At 70.6% G+C, this 22,392-nt stretch carries 23 protein-coding genes; 12 read left to right on the top strand and 11 right to left on the bottom strand.

Annotation, left to right across the window (positions count from 1 at the left end; genetic code table 11):
* The first annotated feature begins 17 nt into the window (after window positions 1–17).
* The gene (locus tag EPO52_RS02685; protein ID WP_290801523.1) at window positions 18–722 is read left to right on the top strand and encodes a TetR/AcrR family transcriptional regulator; all 705 of its coding nucleotides are present in this window, start codon (window positions 18–20) and stop codon (window positions 720–722) included.
* A 25-nt stretch (window positions 723–747) separates the two neighbouring features.
* On the opposite strand, the gene EPO52_RS02680 is transcribed toward EPO52_RS02685, so the two are convergent.
* Window positions 748–1,323: a TetR/AcrR family transcriptional regulator gene (locus EPO52_RS02680; RefSeq protein ID WP_290801521.1), complete on the bottom strand. Its 576-nt coding sequence runs from the start codon at window positions 1,321–1,323 to the stop codon at window positions 748–750.
* A 123-nt stretch (window positions 1,324–1,446) separates the two neighbouring features.
* On the opposite strand from EPO52_RS02680, the gene EPO52_RS02675 reads away from it, so the two are divergent.
* Window positions 1,447–2,640 (top strand): epoxide hydrolase family protein, encoded by a 1,194-nt coding sequence (locus EPO52_RS02675; RefSeq protein ID WP_290801518.1) that lies wholly within the window; start codon window positions 1,447–1,449, stop codon window positions 2,638–2,640.
* 49 nt (window positions 2,641–2,689) lie between these two features.
* On the opposite strand, the gene EPO52_RS02670 is transcribed toward EPO52_RS02675, so the two are convergent.
* Window positions 2,690–3,226: a hypothetical protein gene (locus tag EPO52_RS02670; RefSeq protein WP_290801515.1), complete on the bottom strand. Its 537-nt coding sequence runs from the start codon at window positions 3,224–3,226 to the stop codon at window positions 2,690–2,692.
* A 146-nt stretch (window positions 3,227–3,372) separates the two neighbouring features.
* On the opposite strand from EPO52_RS02670, the gene EPO52_RS02665 reads away from it, so the two are divergent.
* Window positions 3,373–4,041, top strand: coding sequence for a response regulator transcription factor (locus tag EPO52_RS02665; RefSeq protein ID WP_290801512.1), 669 nt, complete (start codon window positions 3,373–3,375; stop codon window positions 4,039–4,041).
* Window positions 4,034–5,116 (top strand): ATP-binding protein, encoded by a 1,083-nt coding sequence (locus EPO52_RS02660; RefSeq protein WP_290801509.1) that lies wholly within the window; start codon window positions 4,034–4,036, stop codon window positions 5,114–5,116. The genes EPO52_RS02665 and EPO52_RS02660 overlap by 8 nt, the downstream gene beginning before the upstream one ends.
* Here the strand turns inward: EPO52_RS02660 and EPO52_RS02655 are convergent.
* From EPO52_RS02655 to EPO52_RS02635, 5 genes are read right to left on the bottom strand one after another with little or no spacing between them, the layout of a single operon-like run.
* Entirely contained in the window at window positions 5,076–6,374 is a 1,299-nt protein-coding gene (locus EPO52_RS02655; protein WP_290801506.1) for a HAMP domain-containing sensor histidine kinase, read from the bottom strand. The two genes, EPO52_RS02660 and EPO52_RS02655, sit on opposite strands and share 41 nt — an antisense overlap.
* Window positions 6,371–7,039 (bottom strand): response regulator transcription factor, encoded by a 669-nt coding sequence (locus tag EPO52_RS02650; protein WP_290801503.1) that lies wholly within the window; start codon window positions 7,037–7,039, stop codon window positions 6,371–6,373. Before EPO52_RS02650 ends, EPO52_RS02655 begins: the two co-directional genes overlap by 4 nt.
* A gap of 29 nt (window positions 7,040–7,068) precedes the next feature.
* The gene (locus tag EPO52_RS02645) at window positions 7,069–7,830 is read right to left on the bottom strand and encodes an FAD:protein FMN transferase (RefSeq protein WP_290801500.1); all 762 of its coding nucleotides are present in this window, start codon (window positions 7,828–7,830) and stop codon (window positions 7,069–7,071) included.
* Between the two features lie 2 nt (window positions 7,831–7,832).
* Window positions 7,833–8,381, bottom strand: a complete 549-nt coding sequence (locus tag EPO52_RS02640) for an FMN-binding protein (protein WP_290801497.1) — start codon at window positions 8,379–8,381, stop codon at window positions 7,833–7,835.
* Window positions 8,378–9,802 carry a ferredoxin reductase family protein gene (locus tag EPO52_RS02635; protein WP_290801494.1) on the bottom strand — a complete coding sequence of 475 codons (1,425 nt, stop codon included), beginning with the start codon at window positions 9,800–9,802 and terminating at the stop codon, window positions 8,378–8,380. The genes EPO52_RS02640 and EPO52_RS02635 overlap by 4 nt, the downstream gene beginning before the upstream one ends.
* A gap of 141 nt (window positions 9,803–9,943) precedes the next feature.
* Between EPO52_RS02635 and EPO52_RS02630 the strand changes: the two genes are divergently transcribed.
* From EPO52_RS02630 to EPO52_RS02610, 5 genes are all read left to right on the top strand, one after another.
* A complete protein-coding gene (locus EPO52_RS02630; RefSeq protein WP_290801492.1) occupies window positions 9,944–10,672 on the top strand; it encodes a VIT family protein in 729 nt (242 codons plus the stop codon).
* Window positions 10,673–10,696: 24 nt separating this feature from the next.
* Entirely contained in the window at window positions 10,697–11,338 is a 642-nt protein-coding gene (locus EPO52_RS02625) for a response regulator transcription factor (protein WP_290801489.1), read from the top strand.
* On the top strand, window positions 11,335–13,086 hold the full coding sequence (locus EPO52_RS02620) for a hypothetical protein (protein WP_290801486.1): 1,752 nt from the start codon (window positions 11,335–11,337) through the stop codon (window positions 13,084–13,086). Before EPO52_RS02625 ends, EPO52_RS02620 begins: the two co-directional genes overlap by 4 nt.
* 110 nt (window positions 13,087–13,196) lie before the next feature.
* Complete coding sequence (locus tag EPO52_RS02615; protein WP_290801484.1) at window positions 13,197–13,871, top strand: GAP family protein; 675 nt, start codon at window positions 13,197–13,199, stop codon at window positions 13,869–13,871.
* A gap of 25 nt (window positions 13,872–13,896) precedes the next feature.
* Window positions 13,897–15,462, top strand: a complete 1,566-nt coding sequence (locus EPO52_RS02610) for a carboxylesterase/lipase family protein (protein ID WP_290801481.1) — start codon at window positions 13,897–13,899, stop codon at window positions 15,460–15,462.
* An 87-nt stretch (window positions 15,463–15,549) separates the two neighbouring features.
* Here the strand turns inward: EPO52_RS02610 and EPO52_RS02605 are convergent, their stop codons facing one another.
* From EPO52_RS02605 to EPO52_RS02595, 3 genes are all read right to left on the bottom strand, one after another.
* A complete protein-coding gene (locus tag EPO52_RS02605; RefSeq protein WP_290801478.1) occupies window positions 15,550–16,518 on the bottom strand; it encodes a septum formation family protein in 969 nt (322 codons plus the stop codon).
* A gap of 172 nt (window positions 16,519–16,690) precedes the next feature.
* Entirely contained in the window at window positions 16,691–17,080 is a 390-nt protein-coding gene (locus tag EPO52_RS02600) for a hypothetical protein (protein ID WP_290801475.1), read from the bottom strand.
* Between the two features lie 261 nt (window positions 17,081–17,341).
* Entirely contained in the window at window positions 17,342–17,917 is a 576-nt protein-coding gene (locus EPO52_RS02595) for a YdeI/OmpD-associated family protein (RefSeq protein ID WP_290801473.1), read from the bottom strand.
* A gap of 128 nt (window positions 17,918–18,045) precedes the next feature.
* Between EPO52_RS02595 and EPO52_RS02590 the strand changes: the two genes are divergently transcribed.
* Window positions 18,046–18,807, top strand: a complete 762-nt coding sequence (locus EPO52_RS02590) for a hypothetical protein (protein ID WP_290801470.1) — start codon at window positions 18,046–18,048, stop codon at window positions 18,805–18,807.
* Between the two features lie 3 nt (window positions 18,808–18,810).
* On the opposite strand, the gene EPO52_RS02585 is transcribed toward EPO52_RS02590, so the two are convergent.
* Window positions 18,811–20,133 (bottom strand): NAD(P)/FAD-dependent oxidoreductase, encoded by a 1,323-nt coding sequence (locus EPO52_RS02585; RefSeq protein ID WP_290801468.1) that lies wholly within the window; start codon window positions 20,131–20,133, stop codon window positions 18,811–18,813.
* A 419-nt stretch (window positions 20,134–20,552) separates the two neighbouring features.
* Between EPO52_RS02585 and EPO52_RS02580 the strand changes: the two genes are divergently transcribed.
* On the top strand, window positions 20,553–21,881 hold the full coding sequence (locus tag EPO52_RS02580; RefSeq protein WP_290801805.1) for a cysteine desulfurase: 1,329 nt from the start codon (window positions 20,553–20,555) through the stop codon (window positions 21,879–21,881).
* The gene (gene sufU / locus EPO52_RS02575; RefSeq protein ID WP_290801466.1) at window positions 21,881–22,324 is read left to right on the top strand and encodes a Fe-S cluster assembly sulfur transfer protein SufU; all 444 of its coding nucleotides are present in this window, start codon (window positions 21,881–21,883) and stop codon (window positions 22,322–22,324) included. The genes EPO52_RS02580 and sufU overlap by 1 nt, the downstream gene beginning before the upstream one ends.
* The last annotated feature ends 68 nt before the right edge of the window (window positions 22,325–22,392 follow it).

Genomic DNA, 22,392 nt, shown 5'->3' with positions numbered 1-22,392 from the left:
TGCGGTAATCTGACAGCATGACCGAGGTCGCACTTCCTCCCCGTGAGCGCATCCTGCGCGCCGCGATCGAACTTCTCGACGACGGCGGCATCGACGCCGTCTCGACTCGGGCGGTGACGGCCCGCGCCGGCGTGCAGGCCCCCGCCATCTACCGCCTCTTCGGCGACAAGCTCGGGCTGCTCGACGCGGCGGCGGAACAGGTGCAGGCGGAATGGGTTCGAGAGAAGGGGTCGAGGAAGCCTCCTGCCGATCCTGTCGAGGCTCTGCGCAGGGGCTGGGATGACGCGATCCGGTTCGGTCTGGATCACCCGGCCGCCTACCGCGTGGCCCAGTCGCGCACGCACCCGAGCCCGGCGATCCTCGCCGGGCAGGCGATGCTCGCGGAGAAGATCCGCTCCGTCGATCGCGCAGGTCGACTGATCGGAAGCCCGGATCTGGCCGCGGCAGTCTTCCATGCTGCGGCTCGCGGCGTCACACTGACCCTGCTCGACACGCCGATCGCCGATCGCGATCTGAGCATCAGCGCAGTCGCCCGAGAGGCGATCCTCGCTGCGATCACGAGACCCTCCTCGGCCGTTGGGGAGATCACGGTGGCGTCGGCCGCCTCGCAGCTCAAGGCGCTGCTTCCTCAGCCGGCGGTTCTCGAACCTGCTGAAGACCAACTGCTGAGTCTCTGGCTTGATCGACTCGCCCACACGCCCCTGGCCGACCACGCCGACTGAGCCACCGGACGCGATCCGCCGGAGGTCAGGAGCGGGCCTCGGCGAGGGATCGGGCGCGTGGTTCCGGCACCCCGAGCAGGAGAAGGCTCGTCACGATCGGAGCCGAGACCCCGAGGGACCCTGACCCACTCGACAGGTCGCTGTCGGCGATGGTGAACACCGCCGACCAGGCGACCTGGCTGAGGATGCCGGCGGGGAGGTGCCGGCCGAAGGACCCGTCGTCCTGCCCCTGCCGCACCAGGTCGGCCAGCGAATCCTCGACCGGTTCGAGAAGGGCATGGATGTCTTCGCCGAACTCCCCGCGCCGCAGCACCACCAGCACCCGATAGCGGTGCACCAGGGGCCAGAGGCGGGAGATGAAGTCGGCCCACGCCGAGTCGGCCGGTGCGTCGGCCGCGTCACCACGGGCGAGCACGGCGGCGATCTCGTTCACGGCGCGTTCGGTGAGCGCCCGAACGAGGTCGGCGCGGGAGGGGAAGTAGCCGTAGACGGTGCGCCTGACCACGCCGGCGGCCCGAGCGATCTCGCCCATGCCCGCGTCGGGGCTCGTGCCCAGCACCCTGATGGCCACATCGAGGATTCGTTCTCTCGTGTCGGCCACGCCGGACCCTCGGGAATCGCTCTGCATGAATCGATGATTGCACACCGGTGTGCAATCGCATAGTCTGCACACCAGTGTGCAATGGCCGTTGCTCACGTCGATCGATTTCAGGAGTGACCTGCCATGACCTCGTCCATCCGCGCCACACAAGACATCCGTCCGTTCCGGGTCGCCATCCCGGCCTCCGAGATCGATGATCTCGCCGAGCGCCTCATCAGGACCCGCTGGCCCGCCCAGGAGACGGTTCAGGACTGGTCGCAGGGTGTGCGCCTGCAGAATGCACGATCGCTCGTCGACTACTGGCAGCGCGACTACGACTGGCGACGCTTCGAGTCGGAGCTGAACTCCTTCCCCCAGTTCCTGGCCACGATCGATGGGATCGACATCCACTTCATCCACGTCAGATCGGGCAACCCGGGGGCGATGCCGCTCCTCCTCACGCACGGCTGGCCGGGTTCGAACGCCGACTTCCTGACACTGATCGGGCCGCTCACCGACCCTGTCGCACACGGTGGGGCCGTCACCGATTCGTTCGACGTCGTCATCCCGTCGCTCCCCGGATTCGGGTTCTCCGGAAAGCCGACCGAGCAGGGCTGGGACACCGCGCGGATCGCCACCGCGTGGGCGGAACTCATGGGCCGCCTCGGCTACCGCGACTGGGCGGCCCACGGCGGTGACTGGGGTGGAGCGGTCACGACGGCCCTCGGCGCTCTGCGGCCCGACGGACTCCTCGGAATCCACCTGAACACGCCGTACGCCTTCCCGGCTCGGATCCCCGACGAGCTCACCCCCGAGGAGCAGCGCGCGGTCGACGGCTTGGCCCTCTATTCCGGACCGCTTGGTGGATCGAACCATCTCCAGGGCACGAAGCCCCAGACCGTCGGATTCGCGCTGGCGGATTCGCCGGCCGGCCAGGCGGCCTGGATCTACGAGAAGTACCAATCCAAGACCGACAACCGTGGGCTGGCGGAGGACGCCCTCAGCGTCGACGCCATCCTGGACCAGGTGTCGCTCGCCTGGTTCACCAACAGTGCCGCCTCCTCGGCGCGCATCTACTGGGACAACCGGTCGGCCACCATGGCCGGTCCGGCGCTCGCGCTGCCGGTGGCGGTGACCGTGTTCCCCCGGGATATCCCGCTGCTGCCGAGAACCTGGATCGAAGACGCCTACAGCGACCTGATCCACTACGGCGAAGCCGAGAGCGGCGGGCACTTCGCCGCTCTCGAGCAACCGCAGATCCTCGTCGACGGGATCCGAGCCGGCCTGAGAAGCCTCCGTCACCCGTCCGCCCGGAGCGGGGAAGATACGACAGCGTGAACGGGCCCGATCGTCACCGGGATGTGCCGAACGGGCCCGTTCACGGCCGCTACTGCGCGGGGACGGTGACGGCCACCTGGGCGAGATCGCCCAGGAGCGGGCTGCCGTCGGCTGCGCTGGAGCCGGCGCTCACGGTGACGGTGTAGTCGCCGGAGTCGACCGGGATGGTCACGCTGTAGCCGGTGCCGTCATTGCCCGCGGTGATGTCGACCCAGTCGGTGTAATTCACGCCGCCGTTGTGGGCCCGGTTGTCGCCGATGCTGAACACGGCATCGGTGGCGCCGTTGGCGAGATGGATCGAATCCGCGGAGATGGTGTAGGAATCGATCCCCGGGGTGATCGTCAGGCCGTCGACCGTGAGACCCGCGGCGGCGAGCTCCTCGGCGGTCGGCGCAACGGGGCTCTCGTAATCGACCGAAGGCGACGGCGATGCCGACGGCAATTCGGCGGGCGAGGCCGTCGACGAGGCCGAAGGGGCGGGCGTCTCGGAGGTGGCGAACGCGGCGGGCGCCGCGATCCCGGCCGTGATCAGCGCGATCGCGCCGGTCGCGAACGCGGTCGTGATGAGGGTGGTGTTCTTGTTCATGGTGGTTCTCCTTTTCGGGGGCTGGTGATTCGATCCAAGCGACCCGGATGTCGCGGTGGCGCCTGCAGAATCTCTTACGTTTTCCACATGCGCTGTGTGATTGGGTTGGGCAGCCGACCATGAACGGCCTTCCGACAGGAGCAGGTATGAGAGTGCTGATCGCCGAAGACGAGGTGTTCCTCGCCGACGCCATCCAGCGCGGACTCCGTCTCGAAGCGTTCGCGGCGGATGTGGCCGCCGATGGCGCCGAGGCCCTGGAGAAGATCGCCGTGAACGACTACGACGCGATCGTGCTCGACCGCGACCTTCCTCTCGTGCACGGCGACGAGATCTGCCGCCGGCTGGCAGGGCAGCCCGGTGCGCCCCTCATCCTGATGCTCACGGCCGCCTCGACCTTGGCTGACCGGGTCGGAGGGCTGGAACTCGGCGCGGACGACTACCTGGTCAAGCCGTTCGAGTTCGAAGAGCTCGTCGCGCGGCTGCGTGCGCTGCACCGGCGCAACGCGCCCGCCCTCCCGCCCATTCTCGAGCAGGGCGACATCCGGCTCGATCCCTTCCGTCGCGAGGTCTATCGTTCCGGTCGCTTCGTGCGGCTCAGTCGTAAGGAGTTCTCCGTGCTCGCCGTTCTGATGGAAGCGGCGGGCGGCGTGATCAGCGCGGAACGGCTGCTCGAGAAGGCATGGGACGAGAATGCCGACCCGTTCACCAACGCCGTGCGGATGACCGTGTCCAGTCTGCGAAAGCGTCTCGGCGCCCCCGACCCGATCGAGACGGTCGCCGGGGTCGGCTATCGCATGAGGGCCGGTCGTGGCTGAGTCGCAGCGCACCCGGCGGGCCGGGCTGAGCATCCGGAACCGTCTCGCCCTCACCTACACCGCGCTGCTCGTGTGCACGGGGCTGGCCATGATCGCCGCCGTGAACGTCACCGTGCAGGTGATGAACGGCGCCCTGATCGACCTGCTCTACCAGGTGGCGATCGGCACGGTGCTGGTGATCGCCGCCCTCGGGGCCCTGGCGAGCTGGCTGGTGGCGGGGAGGATGCTCCGGCCGCTGCGGCGCCTCAATCAGGTCGTCCGGCAGGTCGATGAGACCTCGCTGGACACGCGCCTGCGGCTGAGCGGACCCGATGACGAGATCCGCTCGCTGGCCGACACCTTCGACATGCTCTTCGCCCAACTGGAGTCGGCCTTCCGCAGCCGGTCGCTGTTCGCGGCCAACGCCTCGCACGAGCTGCGCACCCCCCTCGCGACGATGAAGACGATTCTGCAGGTCGCCCTCCGCGAGTCGGGCGATGCCACGCCCCCGCACACGCGGGAGACGTTCCAGCGCCTCCTCGCCACGGTGGAGTCGATGACGGAGACGACCACCGCTCTGCTCGACCTGGCGCACGGAGGCAGGCCCGAGGTGGTCGAGGAGACCGACCTGGCCGGCATCGTGGCCGAGGAGGCCTCGGCCGTCTCGGATCAGGCGGAGGCGAGAGGTCTCACCGTCACCAGGGCACTCGAGCCCGCATCCGTGCGGGGCGATCCCCGGCTCATCCGGGATCTCGTCGTGAACCTGCTCCGCAACGCCGTCACCCACAACCACGATCACGGGGTCATCGACATCGCCACGGGCACGCTCCCCGATGGACGCGCTCAGCTCGTGGTGCAGAACTCGGGCGACATCCTGCCGGCTGAACGCATCGCCCTCTTGACCGAGCCCTTCTACCGCGCGCGCCTGCGCACCTCCGGTGGTCACGGCCTCGGGCTCACCATCGTGTCGGCGATCGCCGACACCCATCACGCCGAGTTCACCCTCGCCGCACGCCTTCCCGACGGACTCACCGCGACCACAGTCTTCCCGCGGGTCAGCTCGGATCGCTCGGCGCCGGGGCGTCTCGTGGTGTGAGGGGGAAGCTGCACACCACGGCGCCGCCGCTGCGGGACTGGTCGATGGTGACCGTACCGCCGTGCCGCCGGGTGATCTCCGAGACGAGCGCCAAGCCGAGCCCGTAGTGCCGGGTGCCGTTGTCGTCGACGGATGCGGGCTCCGGCGCTCCGCTTCTCGCCACCCTGTCGCGGCGGCCACTGGCGAACCGCTCGAACGCCGTCGCGGCGATGCCCGGATCGAACCCCGGTCCGTCATCGGTGACCGTGAGGAGCGCTCGCGACGCCGTGATCTCCACGGTCACGCCGACGGTCGTGCGCGCGTGGTCGAGAGCGTTCGTGCTGAGCGCGATGACGACGCGCAGGAGCGCGGCCGGTGATCCCGACACCATCGCCGATGCTGACCCGTCGGGACGGGTCAGCGCGATCCCGCGTGCCGCGGCATCGTCGGCGAGGAGCGCGACCGCCCGATCGGCGACCGCCACGAGATCGACCGGCTCCTGGTCCGCGGCGCTCCTCGGGTCGGCCGCGATCAGCAGGTCGTCGAGGATGTCGGTCAGGGCGTTCGCATCGGTGACCACCTCGTCGATGGACGCGGTGACGTCGTCGGGCAGGTCGTCCCGCGCTCGGCGCTTCAGCATCTGGGCGCGGGTGCTGAGCAGGGTGAGCGGGGTGCGGAGCTCGTGGCTGGCATCCGCCACGAAGCGGCGCTGGAGGGCGAGCGCGTCGGCGAGGGGGCGCATGGCGCGCCGGGCCATGAGGTACGACGCGGCGAACGCGAGAACGACCGCGATCGCGCCGCCGAGCAGGAGCGCGGCGGCGAGCCGGCCCAGTTCCTCCGCACCCTCGTGCTGATCGAGGGCGACCTGCACCACGCGGTCGTGATTGCGGTCGCCCGTGGTCGAGGTGGTGAGCAGCGAGTAGGTGCGGCCGTCGACGGTGCGCTCGGAGCGCTGGTCGGCACCACCGGCCGCGACCGCCTGCAGTGCGGCGGTGTCGAGGAGGCCGGCGGGCATCCCGGACGGGGTGATGACCTGCCCACCGGTACGGCCGTCGACGATGGTCACGAAGGTACCGGCCGCCGCATCCTGCCCCGAGTCGATCTGGGTCGCCGCCACCAGTTCGCGCTCGAACGACTCGGTGATGCTGTTGCTCACGATGGCGTAGACGATGACACCGACCACCGCGAGGATCACGAGCACCAGGCTCGTGAACTGCGCCGTGAGCCGCAACGATGGGCCCCGGAGATCTTCGGGGTCGGAGCGTCTCCGCGCGCTCATCGGAGGGGCCCCAGCTGGTATCCGATGCCGCGCACGGTCTTCACGCAGTCACGCCCGAGCTTCTTACGGAGATAGTGCACGTAGGTGTCGACGACGCCGGGGTCGTCGGCGTCGGGGAACACCGCGCCGAGGAGGTCGTCGCGTTCGAAGACCTGGCCGGGCCGCCGCGCCAGACGCTCCAGAAGGCCGCATTCGCGTTCGGAGAGGTCGACCGTGTCGCCGCTCCGGGTGGTCACCGTGCGGCTGCTCGTGTCGAGGGCGCCCTGCGGCAGCGGGAGCGTGGGAACGGTGCTGCGGTGCCGGCGGAGCAGGGCCCGGATGCGGGCGAGCAGCTCGTCGATGTCGAACGGCTTGCCGAGGTAGTCCTCGGCGCCGCGGTCCAGACCTTCCACCCGGTCGGCAGGGTTGCTGAGCGCCGAGAGGATGAGCGCGGGCGCGAGCACGCCGCGGTCGCGGAGCCGGGTGAGAACGTCGAGGCCTTCGAGCACCGGGAGACCCCGATCGAGGATGATGGCGTCGAACTCCTGGGTCAGGCCTTCGTGCAGTGCGCGCTGCCCGTCGCGTGCGAGCACGGTGTCGTACCCCTCCGCATGCAGCAACTGCTCCAGCAGGAGCGCCAAGCGCGCGTCGTCCTCGACGAGGAGGATGCGTGCGGAGTCCGGCATGTTCGCAGTATAGGCAGGCGTGATCGCGCTCATGCGAGGAGCAGTCCCGCGGCGGCCCGGAACCCGGGCGAGGCCGTGATGCCCCCGCGGTCATCGACGGTCAGGGCGTCGACGTCGAAGCCGTCGAGCACGTCGTTCAGCCGATCGGGGCCGCCGGCCAGGATCGCGGTGGCCAGCACATCGGCGGTGACGATGTCGTCGGCCACGACCGACACCTGCCGAAAGCCGTGGTCGGCCGACCGCGGTGCCGGCGCGCGCCAGATGTGCTCACCGCGCTCGGCGCTGCCGGAGGTGGCCAGCGCCCGACGTGTTCCGGCGAGCTGCACCGTGCAGAGCAGGGACTCGCGGTCGTCGGGGTCGACGATGCCGATTCGCGACGACGAGTCGTCGATGGTGCCGCGGACGAGGATGTCGCCGCCCGCGTTCAGCACCCAGGCCGGCACGCCCGCCAGGTCGAGGATGCGGCCCGCCGCCTCGATGGCATCCGCCTTGACGATGCCCGAGAGGTCGAGCACCCCGTCGGGCCGGTGCGGGGTGAAGGCCCCTCCGGTGCGGTTCGACCACTCCAGCGCCGCCGCGTACGTGTCGCGCAGGATGCTGCTGGAGCGGGGCAGGGCGAGCTCGCCCCGAGCGATCCGGCTCAGCTCCGAGTCGGCGCGGTAGAGACTGAACCGGCGATCGAAGCGCGCGAACGTCTCCTCGGCAGCGCGCAGCACGCTCTCGGCCGGAGGAGAGCCGGCGACGCGGATGCTCACGGTGGTCCCCATGGTGTCGAAGACGTGCGCCGTCACCGTCAGAGTCCTGCCTGGTCGAGCGCCGACTGCAGCGAGGTGAGGTAGCCGTCGGTCGTGTACGTCGCTCCCGAGACGTTCTTCACGTTCGCCGACTGGGCCGACAGCACCTCCTGGCGCAGAACCGGGGCGGCACGGTTGCTGATCGACACCGATCGTGAATCCTGGTCGGTGAGCTGGAGTGCCGTGACATCCGTGATCGAGCCGTTCTGCACGGTGATCTCGACCTGCACGTCTCCGTAGCGGGTGCGGGCGGCGGTGCCGGTGAACGTGCCCGAGACCCCGGAGGCCGCGGGTGCAGCGGGCGCCGCGCTCGCCGCGGTCGGCGTCGGCGTCGGCGTCGCAGCAGGTGTGGACGTCGCAGCGGGCGTCGGAGTAGCGGTCGGCGAGGCTGCGGCAGCTTCTCCGCTCACGGTCGACGGGGAGGCCGCCGAAGCATCCGTTCCAGCCACCGCCGTCTGCGTCTGCTGGCCCTGGGCGCCGAGCTGCCAGCCGACCGCGAGAACCGCGGTCGACGACAGGAGGCCAAGGACGACGGCGCGGGCCCTCACCAGTCGAACCTCTCCACGTGGATCTGCGCCTCGGGCAGACCAGCTGCACGCGCGTCCCGGATCACCAGGTCGGCCCACGACTGAGGGCCGCACACGTACAGATCCGATTGGAGCAGGTCGGGCAGCGCCGAGGAGATCGTCACTCCGCGGGAGAGCGCTTCAGCCGACATCCAGGTGGCGAGGCCGGGTGGGCGAGCGCCGAGCATGGTGAAGACGGAGTTGCCGCGCATGCTGCGCAGCGCGCCGATCTCGTTCCACAGGTAGCTCTGGTCGCCGTCGGTGCCGCGGAGGATGACCGTGGCCTCACGAGGGCGCAGCGGCGAGTGCTCGAGCAACGACCGGATCGGGGTGATACCGATCCCCGCCGCGATGACCGCGAGCTTCGGCGCCACCCGGTGCGCGTCGGTGAACACGCCGTAGGGACCCTCGATCGACACCCGGGTGCCGGGTCGGACCCGCCCGATCGCGGCGCTGCCCCGGCCGAGGTCGCGCACCGTGAGGCGTGCCGTCGAAGCGGTCGGCACCGCCGAGAAGGAGATCGGATGCGCGTGCCACCAGGTCGCGCCCGTCCAGAAGCGCCAGATGGCGTACTGCCCGCCCGCCGTCTGCAACCGGTCCAGATCGCGGCCCGTGAGGTAGAGCGACACGACACCGGGCGCCACCTGCTCGACGCCGGCGACCCGGATGTCGTGGCGGGCGCTGCGCAGGGTGGGCACCAGGAAGCGGAACACCCCGATCGAACCGAACGCCAGCAGGTAGAGCCCGATCCAGTAGATGCGCTGCCCGCTGCCGTCGGCGAGCACTCCGCCGGTGCTCAGCTGGTGCGGCACCGCGACCAGCACCGCGAGGTAGCTGAGCAGATGGATGAGGTGCCAGGCCTCGTAGGAGAACCGCCGGCGCACGGCCACCACCGAGGTGACCACCACGGCGATCAGCAGTGCGAGCCCGAGATAGGCGAGCAGCAGATCGGTGCCCTGGAGGAGGCTGATCGTCTCGGCGATCACGTTCGTGCCGTCGCTCAGCGCGTAGCCGAGGGTCAGCAGGGCGCCGTGAGCGAGGATGAGATAGAGCGCGGGCTTCCCCAGCGTGCGGTGGAACGCCATCGCCTTGTCCTGGCCCACCACGCGATCGATCAGCGGGATGCGCGCGGCGAGCACGAGCATCACCAGGATGAGGTCGGTGCCCACCAGGCCGGTCACGATGCCGAGGGCCGTGATGCCGGAGGCGGGATCGGTGATCTGGTTCAGGCCGCCGTAGGCGAGCCACAGGGAGATGGCCAGGGCGACCGACGCCCAGACCGAGGCCACCATCAGATCGGCGGCGCGCATCCGCCGACGGGCGCGGATGCGGCGATCGCGCACGATCATGTCGACCGCACGGCGCGTGTTCAGGCGCAGCGTGGGGGCGGTTCGTGTCGTCATTCTCTGCTCGATTCGGGGGAGTCGGGTGGCGATGGTGTCAACGATCCCGCCGATTTCTTCCAGCATTCTTAGACGTCCCGTTGAGAATGATTAGCCTCACCAACGTTGCCCGTCGGCGCGGCGACGTGTTTGAGTGAGCGCATGTCGACCGACCCGCCTTCTGCAGCCCACCCCGATGAACCCCACCGGGGCGGAATCGCCCAGCGTCTGAACTGGCTCCGGGCCGGTGTGCTCGGGGCGAACGACGGAATCGTGTCGGTCGCGGCGATCGTGGTCGGTGTGGCCGGCGCCACGAGCGACACGGGACCCATCCTCACCGCGGGCGTGGCGGGTCTCGTGGGTGGCGCCATCTCCATGGCGCTCGGCGAGTACGTCTCGGTCAGCAGCCAGAGCGACAGCGAGCACGCCCTGATCGCGAAGGAGCGCCAAGAGCTCCGCGACATGCCCGACGAGGAGCTGGACGAGCTCACGGAGCTCTACCGGGCCCGCGGGCTCAGCGAGCAGACCGCCCGTCAGGTGGCGGTGGAGCTCACCGAGCACGACGCGCTCTCGGCCCATCTCTCGATGGAGCTCAACATCGACGAGGACGACGTCGTGAGCCCGTGGCACGCCGCAGCAGCCTCGGCGGCGGCGTTCACCATCGGCGCGATCCTGCCGATGCTCGCCATCCTCCTTCCGCCGCCCGAATGGCGCATCCCCGTGACCTTCGTGGCCGTGCTCCTGGCCCTCGCCATCACGGGCGCCATCTCCGCGCAGATCGGCGGCAGCTCCCGCACCCGGGCGATCCTCCGCGTGGTGATCGGGGGAGCCCTCGCGCTCGCCGCGACCTACGGCGTGGGCGCCCTGCTCGGCGCATCCGGAGTGGTGTGACCTCGGGAGCCCTATCCTGAGCACGTGACTGATGAGTGGACCCGGCGCGTCATCCTCGTGGAGGATCAGCCGCTCGTTCGGATGCTCGTCGCCGACTCGCTCCGCCGTTCCGGTTTCAAGGTGTCGGAGCACGCCGATGCGCACTCGGCCCTCGAGGCGGCAGACGGCTTCGATGCCGATGTGCTCGTGGCTGACATCGACCTCGGGTCGCGGCCCGACGGGGTGGAGCTGGCCGTCATCCTCCGCGCGCGCCTCCCGCATCTCGGTGTGATGTTCCTCACCAACTACCCGCGCGCCGCATCCGCGCCCCGCCGTGCCGCGGTGGCCGGAGCGCGCTTCGTGTCGAAGGACGCCCTGGACTCCCCGGAGCGTCTGGCCGAGTGGGTCGATGCCGTGGCGCGCGCCGAGCCGGTGGCCACCACCGCAGCACCTCTCGGAGCGTTGGAGACGCTCAGCCGCGGTCAGCTCGAGGTGCTCGCGGCGCTGGCCGAGGGCTTCTCCAACGAGGAGATCTCACGGCGGACGGGTCGCACGCTGCGGGCCGTGGAGCGGATGCTCAGCCGCACGTTCGATCGCCTCGGACTCACCCATCAGCCCGGTCTGAATCCACGGGTGGCCGCGGTGAATCTCTACACCCGAGCGTTCGGACATCCGGTGAACCGATGAGATCGCTCGGTGCGCGCTGGACGAGAGCAGCCGCGAGCGGACAGTTCTTCACCCGGTGGTCGTGGCTCGTGACCCTGCCGTTCGCGGTGACGCTCATGGGCGGCTACGACGATGCCCGCTCGACGCAGGAGCGCGTCGCCGGGGTGGGCATCGCCCTCGCGGTGCACCTCGCCCTGGGCGTGCTGGGAGTGCTCGCCGCCGCGGGGGAGCGGGCGGCGCAATCGCCCCGGGTGAGGATCGGCATCGTGGTGACCGGATTGGCCGTCATCGCGGTCGGGCGGCCGTTCCTGCTCGCCGCGGGGGCGCACGCGGCGGGGGTGCAGCTCTTCGCCGGGCCGCTCGGGGCGCGCGTGGCCACCAATGTGGTGGTGGTGGCCGCGGCTCTCTCGCTCGTGGCGATGATGACCCTCACCGTGCGCACGCACCGCGCCGTGATCGGGCGTCTGCGCCTGGTTCTGGAGGCTCTCGAGGTGCAGAGGTCGCGGGATGCCGGCGACGTCGCCGTGCTGTCGGATCGCGTGCTGGAGGCCACGCGCCGCACTCTCCTCGCCGCGCTGCCTCCCGTCGTGGCCGGCCCGATCGAGCCCGAGCGCGCGGCGCTGCTGCTCAAGGGTTTCGCCGACGAGGTGGTGCGTCCACTCAGTCACCGGCTGTTCGACGACGCCGACCGGGTCGTCCAGCCGCGCGAGCAGGAGCTTCCGCCCGGGCCGACCGGTGCGGTGCCGCGGCTGTTCCCGGCGCGCATCGACCGACCTGCTCCGGTCTGGATCACGGTGGTCGCGTACGCCCTGCTCTGGGTTCCCCATCTCGCCGCCCAGACCTCCCTCGCCACGGCCGGCATCGCGTTCGTGGCGGTGGTCGTCGTGGGGGCGTGCGGCAACGGTCTCGTCGTGACGGCGGGCACCCGGGCCGCATCGGGGTCGGGAGCCGGCAGCGTCACGCTGCTCCCGGTATTCGCAGGGGGCTACCTCCTCGTGGGAGCGGCGATCGGGGTGGCCGCGGGGGTGTCGGCTGCTGCGGGAGGAGCGCCGGTCGAGGCATCCGCCGTCGCGACGGCCGTTCTCGTGAGTGTGGTGGTCTACCCCGTGTTCGCGCTGCTGGTCGCCGCCGTGGGCTCGGGCTTCAGGAGGCTCGCCACGGTGGAGGGTGAGCTGGCGACCGCGATCGACGAGGCCGCCGTTCTGGCCGCGGCGAGCCACAACGCCGCGACGGTCGCCCGCAGACGGGTGGCGCACCTCCTGCACGGCGATGTGCAGGCCGAGTGCGTCGCCGCGGCTCGCGATCTGCGCCGGGTCGAGGTGGTCACCGAAGCCGACTGGGTCGCGGCGCTCGATCGCATCGAATCGGCTCTCGACCTCCCGCGGGGCGAGCCGGATCCGGGCGGAGCGCGACGGTCGGTGGAGACGATGATCGAAGCCTGGCGCTTCAGCCTCGACATCACCTTGACCGCCGACGAGGCGGCCTGGGCCGTGCTCGACACGGATGCATCGCGCCTCGAGCTCGCCGTCGATTCCCTCGCCGAAGGCCTCACCAACACGATCCGGCACGGCACCGAGTCGCGTGCCGAGGTCACCCTCACGGCCGCCGCGACGGGTGCGGGCGTCGTGGTCGAGGTGCTGTCGCAGGGCCGGATCGACCGCCGCGCCGACCACGACGGATACGGGCTCGCGCAACTCGCGGGTCGGGCACGGGCGCTGACGCTGACCCAGAGCGGTTCGGTCGTGCGACTCCGGGTCGAGCTCACCTGACGGGCGGTGTCGTGTTTCCCGAACATCCGGGAGGCGACCGCGTCGGGCACCCGTAGCGTCGCGTCGGCGGACGCGGTCGCGGCCGCCATCCCCGACGGAAGGTTCGCTCCATGGAGCATCTCGAACAGTTGATCCCCATTGCCGCCGGAATCATGATCAGCCCGCTCCCGATCGCCGCGATCATCGCCATCCTGCTCTCTCCACGGGCGAAGGCGAACGGCTTCGCCTACGTGGGCGCCTTCTTCCTCGTGGCGTTCGCCTTCACGGCGGTCGCAGCTCTCACCACCAAGGGCGCCGGGTCGGGCGGCTCCTCCGGCGACGACGTCATCGTGCTCGTTCTCGGCATCGTGCTGACGCTCGGATTCCTCGTGCTCGCGGTGGTCAGCTGGGTCACGCGGCCGAAGGGCGGCGCCGAGGCCACCGCTCCGGGTTGGCTGAATGCCGTCGACAGCCTCAGCGCGGCGAAGGCGTTCGGGCTCGGAGTGGTGATGGCGGTGACCAACGCCAAGAACATCCCGCTGGAGCTGAAGGCCGGAGCGCTCATCGGGGCCACCGATCTCGCGTTGCCGCTGGCCCTCGGGGTCGCGGCGCTCTTCGCGCTGGCCGCCTCGCTCGGGATCCTGCTGCCCACCCTCCTCGCCGCCACCGGCTCGAAGGCTGTCACCCGGGCGCTGGCCGGGCTGAAGGCCGAGCTGATCGCCCACAACGCGATCATCATGACGGCGCTGTTCGCCATCCTCGCGGCTGTGCAGCTCTCGCACGTCGTCGCGGCCCTCGCCAAGTAGACACCCGACTCGAAGGAGCACCGCCATGACCGAACTCGCCCCCGCCGCCCCCGAAGACCGCCTCGTCGTGCGCACATCCGCCGGCCTCATCCAGGGCGGGGAGAAGGACGGCGCCCTGTTCTGGAAGGGCGTGCGGTACGCCGAAGCGCCCACCGGCCCGCTGCGGTGGCGGGCGCCCGTGCCGGTCGCGCCCTGGTCGGGCGTGGCCGACGCGACCTCCTTCGGGCCGGCGGCGCCGCAGATCAGCAATCCCGCCATCCCGCTCGGGCCCGATGTCGTGAAAGACGAGGACTGCCTGAGCCTCAACATCTGGCGCGCTACCTCGAGCAATCGGCCCCTCCCGGTGATGGTCTGGATCCACGGCGGCGCCTACACCTTCGGCTCCTCCTGCCAGCCGCTGTTCGACGCAACCTCGTTCGTGTCGACGGGAGAGGTCGTGGTCGTCTCCCTCAACTACCGCATCGGAGCGTTCGGATTTCTCGATCTCACCTCCGTGGCGACGAAGGAGCATCCCTTCGACTCGAACCTCGCCCTCCGCGACGTGCTGCTCGCCCTGCAGTGGGTGCAGGAAAACATCGCCGCCTTCGGGGGCGACCCGGAGCGCGTGACCGTGTTCGGGGAGTCGGCCGGCGGCGGCCTGGTCACCACGCTGCTGACCGTGCCGAGCGCGGAAGGGCTGTTCCACCGGGCGATCGCCGAGAGCTCGCCCGTCTCATCCGTCTATGACGCGGTTCGGTCGGCGTCGGTGGCGAAGCGGATGCTCGACCAGCTCGGTCTCGGACAGGGCGACGTCGGCCGGCTGCGCGACATCCCTGCGGTCGACATCGTGGCAGCCGGGATGGCGGTGTACGCGGCGGTGCCGTCCGAGGAGCCCGGAACGCTGGCGTTCGCGCCGGTGGTCGACGGGACGCTGGTTCCCGAGCATCCGATCGCCGTGCTGAGTGAAGGCCGCGCGCTGCCCGTGCCCCTCTTGATCGGCACCAACCGCGACGAGGCCGCGCTGTTCAAGTTCATGAAGTCGCCGTTGATGCCGATCACCGAACAGAGCATCACCGCCATGCTCACCGAGATCGCGCGGGAGAGCCCTTCGATCGAGATGCCCTCGCGCGACGAGATCCTCGCCGCGTACGCCGGTCTGAGAACCCACGCGATCGGGCTCGGCATCGCCCGCGATGTCGGGTTCAGGATGCCGACCCTTTGGGCGGCGGAGGGACACGCCGGGGTGGCCCCCGTGTGGCTCTACCGCTTCGACCAGGCCACGCCGATGCTCAAGCTCGTGGGGATCGGGGCGACGCACGCGACCGAACTGCCCTACGTCTGGGGCAATCTCGACACCGACCCGAAGGACATCACCTTCAAGCTGGGGGGCAAGAAGACCGGGCGAGCGGTGGCGGAGCGTCTTCAGGCCCGTTGGCGCGCCTTCGCGACCGCAGGGGCGCCACACGGCGGCGACGGCGACGTGGTCTGGGAGCCGTTCGTTCCGTCGGGCGCGCGGAGCACTCTCGTGATCGACCGCCATGACGAGCTCGTGTCCGATCTCGACGGCGACCTCCGGGCAGCGTGGGGGGATGCGGTGCTCACGTTCTCGTGAGCGAGCGGGGCCGGCGGCGGGTCGGCTCCGCTCCGGCTCCGCTTCGGGTCCGCTTCGGGTCCGCTCGGCTCCGTGGGCGACGAGAGGTCAGCGCTGGGCGCCGGCGAGGGAGGCTTCGATCGGGGCGACGGGGTCGCTCGCGACGCAGAGGGCCGTGTGGTCGCCGGCCGTCCAGGCCTGCTCTCCGGGGAGCTGCTCGCTCAGCTGAAGTGTGCTGCCCTCGAGGGGGTGGCCGATGAAGCCGGCGAATGCCGCTGTGCACGCGGGCGGCGCCGCCGCGGTGAACCAGGTCGTGTCGGGGTAGCCGGGGGAGGGATAGCCCGGGAGCAGCACCTGCGCGAAGGCCTCGGCCCCGTGCGGCTGATCGCACGGCACGATCGTGAGGGTGACGCTGGAGGCATCGAGCATGCAGTCGCCGACGTGCACGACGAGAGGATCCGCCGCCGTACTCGGAGCGGACCACCCGCCGGGCACCTGATTCGCGACCACGACCACCGCCACGGCGGCCACGAGGAGCGACGCCGAGATCGCGATCGACGATCTCGGTCCGAGCGGTCGCCGCCCGGTCGTACGCAGCAGCACGGGCAGGATGCCGGCCGCGGCGAAGAGCAGGCCCAGCAGAAGCGTCACCGCATTGGCGCGGAACACTTCACCCGTCGCGATGTGGGTCTGCCCGAACCAGCTCCAGAACGCGGGGGAGACGGATGCCGCGAGCGGCGACGTGACATCGGTCCAGGGGGCGGCGGAGTAGGCGGTGGCCGTGGCCCACACCGCGCCGGCTGCGATGCAGACGAGCACCCCGGCCACGACGACCGCCGAGATCACCCGCGCCCCGCGTGCGGAGATCAGCCCGCCGCATCCGCGCCGGAAGAGCCACACGGCGGCGACCGCGTAGAGATAGGTCACCAGGGTGGAGATGAAGCCGATGCTCTCGAGCAGCAGCCAGCACGCGAGCGCGACAGGGAGGGCGAGGAGCGACAGCCACACCCCTCGGCTGAGCGACCCTCCCGATCTCCGGCGCGCGCCTCGGCCCGTGATCGGGATCTCCTGTGGCATCCAGTCCCTCGGCCCGCGTCCCGACATCGTTCCCCCGTGTCCCGATCCCGCTCGACACGGCGGGCTGCGCGAATCTTCCAGACGCCCGCTAACGGGGGTTGAACATCAGGTGAGCAGGCGGGGACCACCACCCACCGGAGCCCGAGGAGGGGAGTCCCCGCGCCGGGAGGGCTCAGAACGGGTGGTAGACCTGGAAGGACGTCGGGGTGCAGGTATACGTCGCGCCGTCGAGTTCGTGCACACCGGTGCCGAGGCGCGCGCACGTCTGGGCCGCGTCGACGAGCGTCGGGATGGCGGAGCCCAGGATGATCAGCCCGATACCGACGCCGACTCCTGCGATGATGACGCCCGCCAGGGCGAAACCGTTCCTGAAGCCGCGCCGTCGAGACTTCACGAGGGCGACGATGCTGATGACGAGTCCCGCGATGTTCAGAATCGCGATCAGCGAGAGAGCGAACCCGACCACGCCGAGCGTGAAATAGGGGCTCCTGGGTGGCGCCGGCGGCGTGGGTGCGGGCTGTGGCTGTTCCGGCGCGCGGGTGAGTTCATCGTTGTTCGTCATGTGTCCCCCTGGAGCATTCACTGTAGTGCTTCGCACCCGGTCGGCCGCACGCGGGCCGTGCTCTCCGACGGGCGGCCGCTCGAGAGCCGCTCGTTCCGGCGGGCGCGCGGAGCACTCTCGGGATCGGAAGACGAGCGTCGCCGACGAAGCCGAGGCGGCCGAGTTGCATGGTCTCGGGATCTTCGAGTGCGAGGATCGCGCCATGGGCGACTTCGTGAGCTGGTATTCGAAGCGGCGGTCGTCCGCCGACGGCGACAGGCCCTAGGAGGGCGGGAGCAGCTTGCCGCTTCTCGAGAGGTCCGGGTCGGTGCAGGAGGACAGGTCGAAGCAGCAGGGGCGGCGGGATCCGCGGTCGAGCTTCGAGATGCCGACCTCGATGCGGCGGTCGCGGGTGGCGGGGCTCCGGGTCGACGTGATCCATCGCACCCACTCCCAGCGGGCCATCGATGTGATGTCGCTCCAGGTGGCAGAGGCGGTCGGTGCCTGATCCAGAGCTGAACGGAAGTCAGCCGGAACCTCGGGTTCGGGCCACGACTCGGCGGGCGCGAACTCGATCGTCACGGCGCGCGAGGCGGTGGTGACATCCGCTTCCGTGGTCGCGGCGTGCGGGGTGGCTCCCAGCCGCTCGATGTCGACCCAGTGCCCGCGCAGCCCATCCGGTTCGATCACGGCCACGAAATCACGCCCGTCGACCCGGCCCTCGATCGCCACCTGACCCCGCGACGGAAGCTGAGCACTCACCTCGGCCGGCAACCGTGCGATGCGTCGCCCGGCGAGGCTCTCCACCGTCGCGTCGAAACGGGTCACGGATGCCGCGCGGCCGGACTGCTCTGCCATGGCCGCGATACTACCCGCGGTCGCGCTGCGCGTGCGATCGAGGCGGCCCACGACCCGGCCTGGGCCGCTTCCCTCCGTGTGCCCGCTCTACAGTGGTGGAAGACGAGGTGGTACGAGGGAGTGATGGCATGAGCACGGTCGATCCTGTCGAAGCGCGGGCACAGCGGGAGCGCGCGCGCATCGGGTCTCCGGGCGCCGTGGTCGGAATCGTGATCGGCCTGGTGATGATCGCTCTCGGTGCCGCGCTCGAGGTGCGCGCCCTCTACGGCTTCGCCGAATTCGACGCGCTGGGCGACAGCGACGGGCCGCCGCTGGCCGTGTTCGGCATGATCGTGGGGCTCCCGCTGATGATCATCGGGTTCTTCGTGCACACCGGGGCCACCAGGCGCTTCACCGGCACCCTTCTCAGCGCACCCGGGGTCGGGCCGCTGTCGATCCTGTTCGTCGGCTTCGCGGGCGGGGCATGGTGGGGAGCGTCGTCGGTGTCGACCACGGGCATCCTGTGGCTCATCCCGATCGGCGTGACCGCGCTCGCACTGCTGCTCCTCGTGATCGGCATTTCGAACCGGATGCGCCGGCGGAGCCGGAACGGCGTGCTCGCCCACCTGGCGACCCACGGTCGCATCGTGGCGGCCGAGATCGTCGAGATCCCCGAGATCGATCCGTCATCAGGCGGCCTGATCGGCCCGATCACGGTGACGTTCCACGACGCCGACGGGACGGCCCGGTGGGTCACGAAGACCGGCCAGTGGAAGCGGCGCGACCTCCCGAAGACCGGGGACGCCGCGAGCGTGCTGTTCGATCCCGGGGCTCCGGATGACACCTCCCGCATCTGGGTGGCACCCGTCGGGTCGACGTCGGCAGCCGATTTCAGCCGCTGGCACTCGTAACGGTCAGGCCCAGAGCTCCTCGATCGGGATCGCGCGGCCGAGCACGTTCGACGCAGCCCGGTGCCCGGAGCAGAGGGCCGCGGTGACGGTGGCCGGGTCATCCGTCCACGTCGCCTCTCCCGCGAGGTGGAGCACACCGCCGACCGGGGTGGCGAGGACATCATGGTCGTCCGTCGTCGATCCGAGCGTCATGTAGGCGTAGGAACCGCGGGCGAACGGGTCATCCTGCCAGGCCGTGATGTGCACATGGGTGGGCTCCTCGACGCGGTCGCCGTAGAGGCGGCGCAGCTGCGCGAGCACCGAGTCGACGGTGCGCGCCTGCTCCCAGTCACGGGTCGCGATCGCCGCGGGCCCGGCGGCGAACGTGAGCAGCGTGGGCGTGCCGTGCAGATCGGTGAGGTCGTACCAGGAGTGCCACCACGCGGCTTCGGGGCCCTGCTGGCGGATGGCGTAGACGTCGTCGGTCCAGAATTTCGTGGGGAAACGCAGGAACACCTTCTCGAAGGCGTTCATCTCCAGCCGGCCGAGCGCCCCCGCCACCGGGTCGGGAAGCGACGGCTCGATCACGAAGTCGCCCGACTTCAGAACCCCCACCGGCACGGTGACCACGACGGAGTCGGCCGACAGGATGCCACGGCCGGTGGTGACGGTGACGCCCCCGTCCGACCAGGCCACGTGCGACACCACGTGCCCGAGCCGTACGTCGAGACCCTCGGCCAGCGCCGTGGCGAGGCGGTCGTACCCGTCGGGGAACACCACTTCGTCGCCGTCGATCGAGTCGTCGTCGAGGCCGTGGGCCGCCAGATCCTCGATCCAGGCGCCGTACTGCTCCTCCGACCGGTGCTCGAGGTACTCGCGCACGCGCTGGGTGCGCTCACCGTCCCAGTGCTGCGCCGCGAGCGCCTGTTCGGTGACGTCGCGGTAGGAGGCATCCGGAGCCGACTCGGCGATCACGCCCAGGAGCGTCGCATCGACCGCGTGGATGTCGGCGGCGAACAGCCGGGCGGCGGCATCCGCGAGGCGAGCGCCGTCGGGGCCGAAGTACGCGATGGGGCGGCTGTCGGGCTGATAGCCGCCGACGGTGAACTCGACCGTGCGCAGCCCGAAGGCCGCGGCGGCGTCGGCGACGGGGCTGTCGACGATGCCGTGGATCCAGGAGGCGCCGAGGTCGGTGACGAGTCCGTCGCCGCGATCGGTGGAGACGCGGCCGCCCACGCGATCGCGCGCCTCGAGCACGACCACGTGCCTTCCCGCCCTGGCCAGCAGGCGAGCGGTGCTGAGGCCTGCGATCCCCGCGCCGACCACGATCGTGTCCCAGCGTTCCATCGCCGACCTCCTCCGCTCCGAGTGCTGCCCCCAGCCTAGGAGTCGGGGGCCGCCACGAGCGCCGCACGGTGCCCGCGATTTATGGGAGTGGGAGTCCCATTCGATTTTCACTAAGGTCGGACAGCCGGTGTGCGGCGGCCCGCGTCATTCGGGTTGGCCAGGGCCGCCACACACCGGTGTCAGCGCCCGTCGCCGGCTCCGGACCCTGCCGACCATCCGCTCGCGGAGCAGAACGCACGCACCGGATGCGGGTTTCCCCACGAATTCGGGCAGGCTCGCCCGTATCGGGCGAGGTCGGCGCGATTCGTGGCGAACTCCGCGGGGCGGGCGGGGCGGGCGGGGCGGCGAACGCCGACCCCGGCACTCACGGCAGGAATGCGGGTGCAGCCGGTACGCTTGTAAGCCTTGTGACGATCGATCTGAATGCTCCGACCTCCACCCGGGAACCCGACACCCGCGCCCTCGATGACGCCGCGGTCGCGCGCATCCGGGCCGACTTCCCGATCCTCGCGCGGGAGGTGAACGGGCATCCGCTCGTGTACCTCGACTCCGGCGCCACCTCGCAGAAACCGCAGAGCGTGATCGACGTCGAGCGCGCCTACTACGACACCGTGAACGCCGCCGTGCACCGCGGCGCACACACCCTCGCGGGCGAAGCCACCGAGCTCTTCGAGAACGCCCGCGCGACCGTGGCGCGCTTCGTGGGCGCGGCCGACGACGAGATCGTCTGGACCTCCAACGCCACCGAGGGCCTCAACCTCCTCGCCTACTCGATGTCGAACGCCTCGCTCGGCCGCGGCGGGGAGGATGCTGCGCGCTTCCGTCTCGGGCCGGGCGACGAGATCGTGGTGACCGAGCTCGAGCACCACGCCAACCTCGTGCCGTGGCAGGAACTCGCGTTCCGCACGGGTGCCACACTGCGCGTGATCGGCCTCGACGACGAGGGCCGCATCCGTCTCGATGAGGGCCCGGATGCCGCCGCGAACGTCATCGGCGCCCGCACCCGCCTCGTGGCCTTCACCCACGTCTCCAACGTGCTCGGCGCCGTGAACCCCGTCGAGCGCCTCGTCGATCTGGCGCACGCCGTCGGAGCCCTCGTGGTGCTCGACGCCTGCCAGTCGGCGCCGCACCTGCCGCTCGACCTGCACGCCCTCGACGTCGACTTCGCCGTGTTCTCGGGTCACAAGATGCTCGCGCCCACGGGCATCGGCGTGCTCTACGGCCGCTCCGAGCTGCTCAATGCGCTGCCGCCGTTCCTCACCGGCGGGTCGATGATCACCACCGTGGGCCTCACCGAATCCGAGTTCCTCCCCGCCCCCATGCGCTTCGAAGCCGGAACGCAGCGCGTGTCGCAGGCCATTGCACTCGCCACCGCGTGCGACTACCTCGACGCCATCGGCATGCACCGCATCGAGGCCTGGGAGGCCGCTCTCGGCCAGCGTCTGTACGAGGGCCTCGCCGGCATCCCCGGCGTGCGCATCCTCGGACCGGCTCCGGATGCCCGAACCGAGCGCGTGGGTCTCGCCAGCTTCGTGGTCGACGGCATCCACTCCCACGACGTGGGCCAGTTCCTCGACGATCGCGGCATCGCCGTGCGCGTGGGCCACCACTGCGCCCAACCGGTGCACCGCCGCTACGGCATCACCGCCACCACCCGCGCGAGCGCGTATCTCTACACCACCACCGCCGAGGTCGACGCCGCCATCGAGGCCGTCGCCGACTCCCGATCCTTCTTCCGGGTCGCCTGATGGCGTCGCGCGAGCTGGAGGGGATGTATCAGCAGGTCATCCTCGACCACGCGAAGGAGAAGCACGGCTTCGGGTTGCGGGAGGGCGCATCCGGTTCGTCGCACCAGATCAACCCCACCTGCGGCGACGAGGTCACCCTGCGGGTGCACCGTGCGGCGGATGACTCGCTCGCGTCGATCTCGTGGGAGGGGCAGGGCTGCTCGATCTCCACGGCCTCGGCGTCGCTGCTCAGCGACCTCATCGACGAGCTGCCGGAGGCCGAGGTGCGGCGGCGCATCGACGCGTTCCGCGAGCTGATGCAGTCGAAGGGCACGATCGACGGCGACGACGAGCTGCTCGGCGACGCCGTGGCGCTCGGCGGGGTCTCGCGGTACATCACGCGCATCAAGTGCGCCATGCTCCCGTGGGTGGCCCTGGAGCACGCGCTGGCCACGCCGGCGTAGCGGCGGAGCATCGGCGGAGTTCGGCCGCGGATTCGACGGAGTTCATCGGCGGATTCGGTGCGTGAGTC

Origin of the sequence: Herbiconiux sp., from assembly GCF_004297105.1 — a bacterium.
Classification (GTDB): domain Bacteria; phylum Actinomycetota; class Actinomycetes; order Actinomycetales; family Microbacteriaceae; genus Herbiconiux.
This window is presented reverse-complemented; position numbering and strand designations above follow the sequence as displayed.

What these genes read in the sequence shown, in the direction of transcription:
- EPO52_RS02585 (WP_290801468.1), bottom strand. Translation starts at nt 20,133, where the DNA reads ATGGAACGCTGGGACACGATCGTGGTCGGCGCGGGGATCGCAGGCCTC.
- EPO52_RS02630 (WP_290801492.1), top strand. Translation starts at nt 9,944, where the DNA reads ATGTCGACCGACCCGCCTTCTGCAGCCCACCCCGATGAACCCCACCGG.
- EPO52_RS02610 (WP_290801481.1), top strand. Translation starts at nt 13,897, where the DNA reads ATGACCGAACTCGCCCCCGCCGCCCCCGAAGACCGCCTCGTCGTGCGC.
- EPO52_RS02685 (WP_290801523.1), top strand. Translation starts at nt 18, where the DNA reads ATGACCGAGGTCGCACTTCCTCCCCGTGAGCGCATCCTGCGCGCCGCG.
- EPO52_RS02620 (WP_290801486.1), top strand. Translation starts at nt 11,335, where the DNA reads ATGAGATCGCTCGGTGCGCGCTGGACGAGAGCAGCCGCGAGCGGACAG.
- EPO52_RS02665 (WP_290801512.1), top strand. Translation starts at nt 3,373, where the DNA reads ATGAGAGTGCTGATCGCCGAAGACGAGGTGTTCCTCGCCGACGCCATC.
- EPO52_RS02635 (WP_290801494.1), bottom strand. Translation starts at nt 9,802, where the DNA reads ATGACGACACGAACCGCCCCCACGCTGCGCCTGAACACGCGCCGTGCG.
- EPO52_RS02595 (WP_290801473.1), bottom strand. Translation starts at nt 17,917, where the DNA reads ATGGCAGAGCAGTCCGGCCGCGCGGCATCCGTGACCCGTTTCGACGCG.
- EPO52_RS02590 (WP_290801470.1), top strand. Translation starts at nt 18,046, where the DNA reads ATGAGCACGGTCGATCCTGTCGAAGCGCGGGCACAGCGGGAGCGCGCG.
- EPO52_RS02670 (WP_290801515.1), bottom strand. Translation starts at nt 3,226, where the DNA reads ATGAACAAGAACACCACCCTCATCACGACCGCGTTCGCGACCGGCGCG.
- EPO52_RS02615 (WP_290801484.1), top strand. Translation starts at nt 13,197, where the DNA reads ATGGAGCATCTCGAACAGTTGATCCCCATTGCCGCCGGAATCATGATC.
- EPO52_RS02605 (WP_290801478.1), bottom strand. Translation starts at nt 16,518, where the DNA reads ATGCCACAGGAGATCCCGATCACGGGCCGAGGCGCGCGCCGGAGATCG.
- sufU (WP_290801466.1), top strand. Translation starts at nt 21,881, where the DNA reads ATGGCGTCGCGCGAGCTGGAGGGGATGTATCAGCAGGTCATCCTCGAC.
- EPO52_RS02655 (WP_290801506.1), bottom strand. Translation starts at nt 6,374, where the DNA reads ATGAGCGCGCGGAGACGCTCCGACCCCGAAGATCTCCGGGGCCCATCG.
- EPO52_RS02650 (WP_290801503.1), bottom strand. Translation starts at nt 7,039, where the DNA reads ATGCCGGACTCCGCACGCATCCTCCTCGTCGAGGACGACGCGCGCTTG.
- EPO52_RS02600 (WP_290801475.1), bottom strand. Translation starts at nt 17,080, where the DNA reads ATGACGAACAACGATGAACTCACCCGCGCGCCGGAACAGCCACAGCCC.
- EPO52_RS02675 (WP_290801518.1), top strand. Translation starts at nt 1,447, where the DNA reads ATGACCTCGTCCATCCGCGCCACACAAGACATCCGTCCGTTCCGGGTC.